The organism is Streptococcus sp. NLN64, from assembly GCF_015831295.1.
In the GTDB taxonomy this organism is placed as follows: Bacteria; Bacillota; Bacilli; order Lactobacillales; family Streptococcaceae; genus Streptococcus.
The window spans coordinates 72792-85255 of the sequence record NZ_JADXDQ010000001.1; the positions used below are offsets into that span (position 1 = coordinate 72792).

14 protein-coding genes are annotated in these 12464 nt (G+C 41.5%); 13 read left to right on the forward strand and 1 reads right to left on the reverse strand.

Features of this window, described 5'->3' with window-relative positions:
• The first annotated feature begins 61 nt into the window (after positions 1–61).
• Both guaC and I2503_RS00480 read left to right on the forward strand, forming a co-directional pair.
• Entirely contained in the window at positions 62–1045 is a 984-nt protein-coding gene (gene guaC / locus I2503_RS00475) for a GMP reductase (RefSeq protein ID WP_196966665.1), read from the forward strand.
• A gap of 390 nt (positions 1046–1435) precedes the next feature.
• The gene (locus I2503_RS00480) at positions 1436–2791 is read left to right on the forward strand and encodes an MATE family efflux transporter (protein ID WP_196966666.1); all 1356 of its coding nucleotides are present in this window, start codon (positions 1436–1438) and stop codon (positions 2789–2791) included.
• A gap of 51 nt (positions 2792–2842) precedes the next feature.
• Here I2503_RS00480 and I2503_RS00485 read toward each other — a convergent pair whose 3' ends face one another.
• Complete coding sequence (locus I2503_RS00485; protein WP_196090855.1) at positions 2843–3028, reverse strand: 4-oxalocrotonate tautomerase; 186 nt, start codon at positions 3026–3028, stop codon at positions 2843–2845.
• A gap of 112 nt (positions 3029–3140) precedes the next feature.
• Here I2503_RS00485 and I2503_RS00490 point away from each other — a divergent pair, with 112 nt between their 5' ends.
• The 11 genes from I2503_RS00490 to yihA all read left to right on the forward strand — a co-directional run bounded on the left by I2503_RS00490 (position 3141) and on the right by yihA (position 12071).
• A complete protein-coding gene (locus I2503_RS00490; RefSeq protein ID WP_196090873.1) occupies positions 3141–3728 on the forward strand; it encodes a thymidine kinase in 588 nt (195 codons plus the stop codon).
• A gap of 2 nt (positions 3729–3730) precedes the next feature.
• Positions 3731–4810, forward strand: a complete 1080-nt coding sequence (gene prfA / locus I2503_RS00495) for a peptide chain release factor 1 (RefSeq protein WP_196090856.1) — start codon at positions 3731–3733, stop codon at positions 4808–4810.
• On the forward strand, positions 4811–5656 hold the full coding sequence (gene prmC, locus I2503_RS00500) for a peptide chain release factor N(5)-glutamine methyltransferase (RefSeq protein WP_196090857.1): 846 nt from the start codon (positions 4811–4813) through the stop codon (positions 5654–5656). It abuts the gene before it with no gap.
• A complete protein-coding gene (locus tag I2503_RS00505) occupies positions 5637–6236 on the forward strand; it encodes an L-threonylcarbamoyladenylate synthase (protein WP_196090858.1) in 600 nt (199 codons plus the stop codon). The genes prmC and I2503_RS00505 overlap by 20 nt, the downstream gene beginning before the upstream one ends.
• Positions 6233–7489: a serine hydroxymethyltransferase gene (gene glyA / locus I2503_RS00510; RefSeq protein WP_196966667.1), complete on the forward strand. Its 1257-nt coding sequence runs from the start codon at positions 6233–6235 to the stop codon at positions 7487–7489. The genes I2503_RS00505 and glyA overlap by 4 nt, the downstream gene beginning before the upstream one ends.
• A gap of 1 nt (position 7490) precedes the next feature.
• Entirely contained in the window at positions 7491–8462 is a 972-nt protein-coding gene (locus I2503_RS00515) for a nucleoid-associated protein (protein WP_196090860.1), read from the forward strand.
• Positions 8462–9067 carry a lysozyme family protein gene (locus tag I2503_RS00520; RefSeq protein ID WP_196090861.1) on the forward strand — a complete coding sequence of 202 codons (606 nt, stop codon included), beginning with the start codon at positions 8462–8464 and terminating at the stop codon, positions 9065–9067. The genes I2503_RS00515 and I2503_RS00520 overlap by 1 nt, the downstream gene beginning before the upstream one ends.
• Before the next feature lie 65 nt (positions 9068–9132).
• Positions 9133–9633 (forward strand): dihydrofolate reductase, encoded by a 501-nt coding sequence (locus tag I2503_RS00525; RefSeq protein WP_196090862.1) that lies wholly within the window; start codon positions 9133–9135, stop codon positions 9631–9633.
• A 3-nt stretch (positions 9634–9636) separates the two neighbouring features.
• Positions 9637–9807, forward strand: coding sequence for a hypothetical protein (locus tag I2503_RS00530; RefSeq protein ID WP_196090863.1), 171 nt, complete (start codon positions 9637–9639; stop codon positions 9805–9807).
• A gap of 20 nt (positions 9808–9827) precedes the next feature.
• Positions 9828–11060, forward strand: a complete 1233-nt coding sequence (gene clpX / locus I2503_RS00535) for an ATP-dependent Clp protease ATP-binding subunit ClpX (RefSeq protein WP_196090864.1) — start codon at positions 9828–9830, stop codon at positions 11058–11060.
• 423 nt (positions 11061–11483) lie between these two features.
• Positions 11484–12071 (forward strand): ribosome biogenesis GTP-binding protein YihA/YsxC, encoded by a 588-nt coding sequence (gene yihA / locus I2503_RS00540; RefSeq protein WP_196966668.1) that lies wholly within the window; start codon positions 11484–11486, stop codon positions 12069–12071.
• Positions 12072–12464 lie beyond the last annotated feature (393 nt).

Genomic DNA, 12464 nt, shown 5'->3' on the forward strand with positions numbered 1-12464 from the left:
ATGAGTATGAATACCTGTCTATGCTTAGTATTGACAGGTAAATAATGTTAGAGGTGCCGTCATGTTAAACGAGTTTCCCATTTTTGATTATGAAGATATTCAATTAATTCCCAATAAGTGTATTATTTCAAGCCGTTCTCAAGCGGATACAGAGGTGACATTTGGGAAGCATACATTTAAGCTACCGGTTGTACCAGCCAATATGCAAACCATTGTAGACGAGGAACTGGCTGAGAAGCTAGCACGTGAGGGGTATTTTTACATCATGCATCGCTTTGATGAAGCAGCCCGTATTCCTTTTATTAAAAAAATGAAAGAGCAAGGTCTGATTTCCTCGATTTCTGTGGGGGTAAAAGACTATGAGTATGACTTTGTGAGTCAGCTCAAAGAAAATGTCCCAGACTATATCACCATTGACATTGCCCATGGGCATGCGGACAGTGTTATCAAAATGATTCAGCATATCAAAAGAGAACTACCTGAGACTTTTGTCATTGCTGGAAATGTTGGGACACCAGAAGCTGTGCGTGAGTTGGAGAATGCAGGTGCAGATGCAACGAAAGTGGGAATTGGCCCTGGTAAGGTTTGTATCACAAAAGTCAAAACTGGATTTGGTACAGGTGGTTGGCAATTAGCAGCACTCCGGTGGTGTGCTAAAGCAGCTCGTAAACCGATTATTGCGGATGGTGGAATTCGTACCCACGGTGATATTGCTAAGTCTATTCGTTTTGGTGCCAGCATGGTGATGATTGGATCACTCTTTGCAGGCCATACCGAGAGTCCTGGTAAATTGGTTGAGGAAAATGGACAAGCCTTCAAAGAGTACTATGGCTCCGCCTCTCAATTCCAAAAAGGGGATTATAAAAACGTTGAAGGGAAGAAAATCCTGTTACCAGCGAAAGGTTCCATTTTTTCAACCCTCAAAGAAATGCAGGAAGATCTTCAAAGTTCGATCTCTTATGCAGGTGGACGAGACCTCGAAAGTCTCCGAAAAGTAGATTATGTGATTGTAAAAAATTCCATCTGGAATGGAGATAGTTTGTAAGAAACATCCAGGTCTTGAATTGGCCTGGATTTTCCTTTATAGAGGTTAGCGTTTTTGGTATACTAGTGATGACCTTATACTCAAATACTCTTTTAATTTGTCCTTTATACTCTTTTAGTTTATCTTTTATTACTGTGTTAGATCGTCTTGCCGTACTTCAGTACTGTCTGCGACTCGCTGCCTTGTACTAAAAGCAAACGAATAGACTATAACAGTTGAAAATCTGACTGTCTGAATCCTTTTCTCCAAACCTCATGTTTTGTATGCCTTATTGATGGTAAGCTATCATTGCTTTAGAACCGATCCATTTTAAGCCACTTCCTGGATTAAAATGTGTTTCAGATTTTAACTTGTTCCGAGTAGTCGAAAAATTTTGAATGGAGGTGAATCATGCATCAAACCTATTCTAACTCTGAAAAAGTGAAAGTCTTTTTTCAAATCTTTTTACCTATTTTGGTTTACCAAGTCGCGAATTTTTCAGCCTCCTTTATTGATACGATGATGACAGGGCAGTATGGCACCTTGGATTTGGCTGGGGTTGCGATGGCGACGAGTATTTGGCACCCGATGTTTACCTTAGTTACGGGGGTGCTGTCGGCTATTGTTCCTATTATCGGCTATCATCTAGGCCAAGGGCAGAAGGAGAAGGTTGCTAGAGATGTTTGGCAGTTTATTTATCTGTCCCTTTGTTTAGCGGCCTTTCTTTTTGTGATTATTGGATTTGGTGCCCCCCTTTTGTTAGAGAGTTTAGGCTTGCAAACAGAAGTTTTGCGGGTGGGAAAAGATTATCTGCACTTTATGCTTTTGGGGATTTTACCCCTCTTGCTTTTTAGTGTATTCCGCTCTTTTTTTGATGCCTTGGGACTAACAAAATTGTCCATGTATCTGATGTTGCTTCTCCTTCCTTTTAATGCCTTCTTTAACTATTTGTTAATTTATGGCGTTGGTCCCGTCCCTGAATTGGGAGGAGCAGGAGCAGGCTTGGGGACTTCTATGGCCTACTGGGCTTTACTATTAGTCATTCTAGGTGTCATGTATTGGCATCCTGAGATGAAAGGCTATCGTATTTTTAAACCACAAGGTCTGTATCTTCCAGGTTTTATCGAAGGTTGGAAACTTGGTTTGCCAATTGGTGGAGCTGTTTTTGCAGAGTCTGCTATTTTTGCTGCGGTTGGATTTTTTATGGCTCGCTTTTCTTCAGAAGTGATTGCCAGTCATCAGGCAGCTATGAATTTTTCGAATATGATGTATGCCTTTCCTTTGAGTGTTTCCATGACTATGGCCATTATCATTTCTTATGAAAAAGGTGCAGAACGATCAGAAGATGTTCTAGCTTATAGTCGCATTGGTCGACTCATGGCGATTCTGTTCGCAGCAGCCACTCTGATTTTCCTATACGTTTTCCGGAATCAGGTAGCTGCGCTCTATGGGAAAGAACCTGAGTTTATCAGGCTGACCAGCCATTTCCTGATTTATGCCCTATTCTTCCAATTTGCTGATGCCTTGGTATCACCAATTCAGGGAATTTTGCGGGGCTATAAGGATACGACCTATCCTTTTGTTATTGGAATTATTAGCTATTGGATTATCGCCCTTCCTTTGGGTTACCTCTTAGATATTCTTGCTGGTTTCGGACCATATGGTTATTGGATTGGACTTAATATAGGCTTATGGGCTTGTGCACTCCTCTTACAATGGCGAATGGTGTCTGTTCAAAAACAGGATAAGCTGCTCGCTCAAGAGTAAGAAAAAAACGACAGTTTAAAGCTGTCGTTTTTGTAATGGATTCGATCCTCATTAGGATTTGGTTTTCATTTGTCCTTGAGGATAATACGTTCCTTCAGGGAGGTCTCGAATAAAGACATGGATGGCTTCCTTTGGAGCTCCTGTGTGTTTCATAACAGATTCGGTTACCTCCGCAGCAAGGGCTTGTTTTTGCTCAAGAGAGCGTCCTTCAAAGAGTTCAATTTTTACAAATGGCATAACGATTCCTCCTCGTAATCTATTGTACCATATTGTAACGTGGGAAAAGACTGTAAGTTTGGTCTGATTTCGTGTATAATAGGTGAGAAATAATTTTTTAGAAAGTTGAATGATGGCGCAGCTTTATTTTAAGTATGGGACAATGAATTCGGGGAAAACCATTGAAATTCTCAAAGTAGCCCATAATTATGAAGAACAGGGGAAGCGAGTTCTCATTATGACTTCAGCTGTAGATACACGAGATGGAGTTGGAATGGTCTCGAGTCGCATTGGGATGCGGCGGGAAGCCTTGGCAATTGATGATGATTTTGATGTCTTTGGATTTATTCAGGAGGAGCAAAAGCAAGAGGAGCTTTATTGTGTTCTTATTGATGAAGCTCAATTTTTAAAACGGCATCATGTTTTTGCCCTGGCCAGGGTAGTAGATGAATTAGACATTCCGGTTATGGCCTTTGGTTTGAAAAATGATTTCCGAAATGAGTTGTTTGAAGGATCTAAATACCTTTTACTTTTCGCAGACAAGATTGAAGAGATTAAAACGATCTGTCACTATTGTTCCAAAAAAGCAACAATGGTCCTTCGGATGCAGGATGGATCCCCCATGTATGACGGAGAACAAATTCAAATTGGTGGGAACGAAACCTATGTCTCGGTATGTAGAAAGCACTATTTTAATCCGGAATTAGAAGGAGTTAGCTAAGCATGAATATTTATGATCAATTGCAGGCGGTAGAGGATCGCTACGAGGAATTGGGGGAACTTTTAAGTGATCCGCAAGTTGTTAGTGACACCAAGCGTTTCATGGAACTTTCCCGTGAAGAAGCCTCGACACGCGAAACAGTTGCCGCTTATCGGGAATACAAGCGGATTTTGCAATCCATTACGGATGCTGAAGAAATGATTAAAGATGCAGCGGGTGATGCTGAATTGGAAGAAATGGCTAAAATGGAGCTTAAGGAATCCAAGCAGGCTAAGGAAGAATATGAAGAGAAGTTAAAAATCTTGTTGCTTCCAAAAGATCCGAATGATGATAAAAACATTATCTTGGAAATCCGTGGTGCGGCAGGTGGAGACGAAGCGGCACTTTTCGCAGGCGATCTCCTGACCATGTATCAGAAATACGCAGAGACTCAAGGATGGCGTTTTGAAGTTATGGAAACGTCCATGAATGGCGTCGGTGGTTTCAAAGAAGTTGTGGCTATGGTATCTGGCCAGTCTGTCTATTCCAAACTCAAATATGAATCTGGAGCCCATCGGGTTCAACGGGTTCCTGTGACGGAAAGTCAAGGACGAGTTCATACTTCGACGGCAACCGTGCTTGTGATGCCAGAGGTTGAAGAGGTCGAATACGATATTGATCCAAAAGATTTGCGGATTGATATTTACCATGCGTCTGGAGCCGGTGGTCAGAACGTCAACAAAGTTGCGACTGCTGTTCGGATTGTACACTTGCCAACCAATATTAAAGTGGAAATGCAAGAAGAGCGGACTCAGCAGAAAAACCGGGATAAAGCGATGAAAATTATTCGTGCCCGCGTTGCGGACCATTTTGCTCAAATTGCGCAAGATGAGCAGGATGCAGAGCGTAAGTCTACCATTGGTACAGGTGACCGTTCGGAACGGATTCGTACCTATAACTTCCCGCAGAATCGAGTGACAGACCATCGTATTGGTCTAACCCTCCAAAAACTAGACAGCATTTTATCTGGTAAATTGGATGAAGTGGTGGATGCCCTTGTTTTGTATGACCAAACTCAGAAGTTAGAGGCCTTAAACAATTAGATGAGATATAGCCAACGATTCCAAGAATTTCACGACCAACTTTCCCATGTTGGTGAGGAGCCAGAAGCCTTTGACCTTATGGTTCGGAAACTGTTTGACTTGACCTTTACGGATTTTGTTTTCTTTTTGCAAAAAGAAGAAGAAGCTGAGGTGCTTACCCAGTTGAGGTCTTATCATAAGCGCTTGATGGACCATGAACCGGTCCAGTATATACTTGGTTCAACGGACTTTTGTGGCTATGAATTTCTCGTAGATGAGCGGGTCCTAATCCCTAGACCTGAAACGGAAGAATTGGTTGACTTGATTTTAGATGAAAATCCGGATCACGGTCTAAATGTCATAGATATCGGAACGGGTAGTGGAGCCATCGCCTTATCCTTAGCAAAGAATCGACCATCATGGAATGTATGGGCAACGGATATTTCAAAGGAAGCCCTGGAAGTCACAAGGTTGAACCGGCAAAGACTCGAATTGGAAAAACAGGTAAACTTGGTAGAAAGCAATCTTTTGGAACAAGTGACAGGATCTTTTGATATCCTAGTTTCGAATCCTCCTTATATCGCTTGGGAAGATCAAGCTGAGGTTGGTCAAAATGTTCTTCACTCGGAACCACATTTAGCCCTTTTTGCGGATGAAGGTGGCTTAGCCCTATACAGAAAATTGGCTGTAGAATCAGGCGCTTATTTACAACCAAATGGAAAAATTTATCTGGAGATTGGCTATAAACAAGGGGAAGTTGTGCGACATCTCTTTCAAGAAGCTTTTCCCCAAGCGCGTGTACGAGTCCTCGCAGATCAATTTGGACAGGATCGGATGGTGGTAGTTGATGGAAATCTTAAAGGATGAGTTGGAAGCAGGACGAGCTGTCATTCTTCCAACCGAGACCGTTTATGGGCTTTTTGCAAAGGCTCTAAATCAAGAGGCTGTGGATTTGGTTTATGCTCTTAAGCAAAGACCAAGGGATAAAGCCATGAATCTCAATATTGCAACTATCGATCCAGTAAAACTCTATGCAAGGGAGATTCCCCCTTATTTTGAGGAATTGGCAAAACATTTTTGGCCTGGGCCACTGACTATCTTGCTCAAGGCTAGTGATGCTGTGCCATTTTGGATTAATTCGGGCTTACCAAGCGTCGGATTTCGGATGCCCGCACATCCCTTAACCCTAGAACTAATCCAAAAAGAAGGGCCTTTGATTGGCCCCTCTGCAAATCTGAGTGGTCAAGAGAGTGGTCAAGTGTTTGAGCAGATTCAAGAGGAGATCCCCGTTCCAGGCTATGCAGATGATCCGTTTCTGACAGGAGTGGATTCCACTATTCTTGATTTATCCCAAGATCAGGCCTGTATCTTACGGCAAGGTGTGATTACTAAGGAAGATTTGAAAGCAGTTGTTCCCCAGTTAGAATTTAAAGAGGTGGAAAAATGATTTTTGAAAATAATGATTACCGGAACTATGACCCAGAACTCTGGGCAGCTATGGATGCGGAAGCAAAGCGTCAAGAAGACAATATTGAATTGATTGCCTCTGAAAATGTTGTTTCGAAAGCTGTGATGGCCGCTCAAGGTTCCCTTTTAACAAATAAATATGCCGAGGGCTATCCAGGTCGCCGCTATTACGGTGGGACCGAAGCCGTGGATGTGGTTGAGAATTTAGCGATTGAACGGGCTAAAGAAATCTTTGGAGCCGGTTATGCCAATGTGCAACCTCATTCTGGTTCCCAAGCCAATGCCGCAGCTTACATGGCTTTAGTGCAGCCAGGAGATACCATTCTTGGAATGGATTTATCTGCTGGTGGCCATTTGACCCATGGTTCTCCGGTTAGCTTTTCAGGGAAAACCTACCATTTTGTTGCCTATAATGTGGATCCAGTAACAGAATTGCTTTCCTATGATGAGTTAGAAGCGTTGGCCAAAGAACACCAGCCAAAACTGATTGTAGCAGGAGCTTCAGCCTACTCACGGATTCTTGATTTTGAACGTCTGCGTCAAATTGCGGATGCAGTGGATGCCTATCTCATGGTGGACATGGCTCATATTGCAGGATTGGTAGCAGCTGGTCTCCATCCCAATCCTATTCCGTTTGCTCATGTTGTAACTTCTACAACTCATAAAACCCTTCGTGGTCCTCGTGGCGGTCTCATCTTGACCAATGATGAAGAGCTGGCTAAGAAAATCAATTCAGCCATATTCCCTGGGCTTCAAGGTGGACCTTTGGAGCATGTCATTGCGGCTAAGGCTGTTGCTTTTAAAGAAGTTCTAGATCCTGCTTTTAAAGAATACATGCAGCAAGTTTTGAAGAATACGCAAGCCATGGTGGAAGTCTTTCTTCAAGATGAGTATTTCCGTGTCATTTCAGGGGGATCTGATAATCACCTTTTCCTGGTAGATGTCACAAAAGTTGTGGAGAATGGAAAAGTTGCTCAGCAACTCTTGGATGATGTTCATATTACCTTGAATAAGAATTCCATTCCTTATGAGCAGTTATCCCCATTTAAAACATCCGGTATTCGAATTGGTACGCCAGCTATTACAGCTCGTGGATTCAAGGAAGAAGAAGCACGGAAAGTTGCCCACTTAATCCTTAAAACTCTTAAAGCAAACGGAAATCCAGAAGAATTAGAAGAAGTAAAAGCAGGGGTGGCTGAATTAACAAGCGCCTTCCCACTATACAAGGACTAGTATGGATATTTACATTAAAGAAGCGATTATTCATCAATTTTCTCCTCAAAGTTTAGACCTTCAATTTTCCCAAGAATCCCTAGAATTGTCTCCCCGTATTGATGAATATCTTAGGAAAAAAATTGAAAAAGTTTACTCAGATGATGCTAAAAAAGGTGCTTTCGAATCTGAAAACACCTTTTTCAGTCACATCCAAGATGATTTGAGGGAAAGCTCTATTGCCATTAGCCAGCTCTGGTTAGAAGCCTTTAAGGAGGCTGAAAATCAGAAAATGAATGACTTAGTGTTTGTCAATTTTGATAAAGAAGGACAAAATCACTTTGCCTTTTTGCGTCTAGTGCTTAGAGATTCTCTAACCGATCTGGGGCAAGAAGAGAATCGGATCCAGCTGACCCAAAACCACCTTCCGGGATTTGGAGCCAGTCCAGATGAGGGCTTAGTTGTCAATCGGGTGACTGGCCAGTACTTTTTGCTGGAAAAACGAATCAAAGCTCAGGGGAGTTTCCTTCACTATTTTTCAGAAAAATTATTAGAAGTTGAGTTGGCTCCATCACCTAAAAAATCCATTCAAACCATGGAAAAAGCTGCGCAAAAAATTGCGGAGAGTTTTCAGGCAGATGATTTTCAGTTCCAGTCAAAACTAAAGTCATCCCTGCATAAAAACTTGGAGGCCAAACAGGAATTACGGCCAGAAGACATTGCGAATGATTTATTTGAGGATAATTTAACCGCGCGTCTAACTTTTATTGACCAGATGAAGGAAGAAGTTCCGGAAGCCATTCAATTCCAAGAAATTGATAGCCAGCGACAACTTAAACGATTGGAAAACCAAAAGCTTTCCCTATCAAATGGAATTCAGTTAATTGTGCCCAATCCGGTTTATGAAGATGCTGAATCAGTAGAGTTTATCATGAATGAGGATGGAACCTATTCGATTCTTATCAAAAATGTGGATGCGATTGAGAGTCTCTAATGATCAAACGAATATTTAGTTTCCTATTGATTTTGCTTGTATTTTTGGGAATGTGGAAAGGCTGGCAAACGGCACAGACGGTTGCCCATGTACGTTCTTACCAGCCGCTAGTTGAAGAGGCTTTGAGGAAAGAAAATTCGACCTTGGATTCTGATCTGGTTCTTGCCGTTATTTACACTGAAACCAAGGGGCAGGGGCAAGATGTTATGCAGGCCAGTGAGAGCCTGACTGGCCAGGTTGACTCACTGGCAACCCCCCAAGAAAGTATTGAACATGGGGTAAAAACTCTAAATAGCTATTACCTACATGGTCAAGAATTGGGAGTTGATGAGTGGACCTCTGTGCAGGCTTATAATTTTGGGAAAGCCTATATCGATTATGTGGCTAAGAATGGACAGAAAACGAGTCTCGAATTAGCCCAGACTTACTCACGGGATGTAGTTGCTCCTAGTCTTGGAAATATGAGTGGCGAGACCTACGCTTACTGGACCCCAATTTCCATCTTTCATGGACATGAACTCTACCGAAATGGTGGAAATTACTTTTATGCCAATCAAGTTCGTTTGAATCTGGATTTGATTCGCTTTTTTGAGCGCTTTAGCTAGCTTGATTTCCCCATTTTTAGCTAGCTTTTGATAAAATAAAAACAGGAGAGTAAGGGAGTGGAACTGTGACCAGAAGAATAAAGGCAATTTGGGCTCAAGACCAGAAGGGACTGATTGGGCAGGATGGACATCTCCCCTGGCGAATTCCAGAAGAATTGGCTCATTTTAAAGCGACTACAATGGGTCAAGCTATGCTCATGGGGCGTGTCACCTTTGAAGGTATGGGCAAGCGCGTGTTACCAGGACGGAAAAGTCTCATTTTGACGAGAGATCCGAATTATCAGGTGGATCATCCGGATGTTCTGGTCCTTCAATCTGTGGAAGAGGTTTTGAACTGGTACCAGCATCAAGAGCTAGAGCTCTATGTCATCGGTGGCCGTGAGATTTTCTGTGCCTTTGAAGAGTATCTGGATGAGCTGATTTGTTCTGAAATTCAGGGGGTCTTTGAAGGAGATGTTTATTTTCCTGCAGAATTTCCTTGGAAGTCCTTTGAGCTGTTTGAGCAGATTGAGCAGGAAACGGCTACTTTTCCCTTCACCATCTATAAATACAGGAGGATCACATAAAGGATGGAACGCAATCTATTCGGCCTTTTTACGGCCTTGCTTGGAGTTATTTGTGTTTTGTGTGCCTTGCAATCTTTTCAAAAGCGGCGCTATGGCTTAACTGCATTTTTTATGTTGAATGCCTTCACCAATTTAGTGAACACGATTCACGCCATTTATAATACCTTATTTTAATCTAGGAGTTAGATTTACATATGTCGAAATCGAGATCAAATGAAGTCATGATTTATTGTTCGTTTTGTGGTAAGAATCAAGATGAAGTTAAGAAAATCATTGCTGGAAATAATGCATTCATCTGTAATGAATGTGTCGAATTAGCTCAGGAAATTATTCGAGAAGAGTTAGCCGAGGAAGTGTTGGCCGACCTTTCTGAAGTGCCAAAACCACAAGAGCTGTTAGCTATTTTGAACCATTATGTTATCGGACAAGATCGGGCCAAGCGCGCTCTAGCAGTTGCTGTTTATAACCATTACAAACGGATCAATTTCCACGATAATCGGGATGATGAGACGGATGTTGAGTTGCAAAAATCCAATATCCTCATGATTGGTCCAACAGGATCCGGAAAGACTTTCCTGGCTCAAACTTTGGCAAAAAGCTTGAATGTTCCTTTTGCCATCGCTGATGCGACTGCCTTGACTGAAGCTGGATATGTCGGAGAAGACGTCGAAAACATTCTGCTAAAATTACTCCAAGCAGCTGATTTCAATATTGAACGCGCTGAGCGGGGAATCATTTATGTGGATGAGATTGATAAAATTGCTAAAAAGAGCGAGAATGTCTCTATTACCCGTGATGTATCCGGAGAAGGCGTTCAACAAGCCCTTCTCAAAATTATTGAGGGAACTGTTGCAAGCGTACCACCTCAAGGTGGACGCAAACACCCACAACAGGAAATGATTCAAGTGGACACCAAGAATATTCTCTTTATCGTTGGAGGTGCCTTTGACGGTATTGAAGAGATTGTTAAACAACGTCTAGGAGAAAAGATTATTGGCTTTGGTCACAACAACAAGGCAATTGATGAAAATGGTTCTTATATGCAAGAAATCGTTTCAGAGGATATCCAAAAATTCGGTATTATTCCAGAATTGATTGGACGTTTGCCTGTCTTTGCGGCTTTAGAGCCACTTGAGGTGCAAGATTTGGTCCGTATTCTTAAGGAGCCAAGAAATGCCTTGGTTAAACAGTACCAGACACTTCTCTCGTATGATGATGTTGACTTGGAATTTGAAGATGGAGCCTTGGAAGAAATTGCCCGCTTAGCCATTGACCGTAAGACAGGAGCTCGTGGACTTCGCTCTATCATTGAAGAAACCATGATGGATGTTATGTTTGAAGTTCCAAGTGAAGAGAATGTCAAGACGGTACGGATTACCAAAGAAGCTGTTCTTGGCTTGGAAAAACCAATTCTGGAAACAGCTTAACAAAGGAAGCAGGGAGGGGAGATTGGGACAGAACAGTTTTCTACAAAAACTGTTCGATACAAGTCTTTATTTCAAGTTGTAAGCTGAAACGGTTTCCCCCAAAAACTGTCTCACTCCCACCTTCGCACTGTTGATTAGGTTGTTTTCAGAGATCAAAGAGTCAGAAATTGACTCTTTGAGTTTCTGGATAGGAGAACATGAAATGTTCTCTCAATAAAGAGATCGAAAACACCAATCAACCACTGGGTCAAAATATTTTTATAGTCTTTTAGTTTACTTTTAGTACAAGGCAGCGAGTCGTAGACAGTACTGAAGTACGGCAAGACGAGCTAACACAGTAATGAAAGATAAACTAAAAGAGTATACTAACTAAAATAGGAAGGTTGAGACTTTGGTCGCAACCTCTTTTTTAAGGAGAAGTTAATGGAACTAAATACCCACAATGCGGAACTTTTATTGAGTGCCACCAATAAAAGTCACTATCCTCAGGATGACATCCCTGAAATTGCTATGGCTGGTCGCTCCAATGTTGGAAAATCCAGTTTTATTAATGGGATACTCAATCGTAAAAATCTAGCTCGAACCTCTAGCAAACCTGGAAAAACTCAGTTATTAAATTTCTTCAATATCGACGATCAGTTGCGTTTTGTAGATGTCCCTGGTTATGGATATGCCAAGGTTTCGAAGAAGGAGCGGGAAAAATGGGGAAAAATGATTGAAGAGTACCTAACAAGTCGCGATAATCTTCGAGCCGTTGTAAGCCTTGTTGATTTTAGGCACGCTCCTTCACAAGATGATGTCCAAATGTATGATTTCCTTAAGTATTATGAAATTCCGGTTATTTTAGTGGCTACCAAGGTTGACAAAATTCCTAAAAGCCGCTGGAATAAACATGAAAAGATGATTAAAGATAAACTAGACTTTGATTCAAATGATGATTTTGTTCTTTTTTCATCTGAAACAAAGTATGGCATTGATCAGGCCTGGGATGCCATTCTAGCAAAAATTTAGAATCATTTGTGATCAGGTGGGGTACAGTGCCCTACCTTTTTATACGCTTTGAAAATCAAATTTAACCGTTGTCAGGTCAGACAGTCTAGTAGACTGTCTGAGATTCTAGTTGAAAAAACGAAGTTTTTGCCAACTTTGCCGTACTTATTTGAAATTTTCTTCGAAAGTTTTATAGTCTTTTATTTGAAAATAACACAGTAAAAAAGCGCAAAAAAACACTATCTGTGTTATACTTAAGGTTAACATATTTAAAAATGTCTTAAGGATGTTGCCGCATCCCTAATGCTTTTACTGCTTCATAAGTTTGATGTGTTTTCAAAAGTTTGTAGACAATTCTTAGTATCTTATGAGCACAAGCGATAACAGCCTTCATCTTACTTCCTCTTTGGGAAA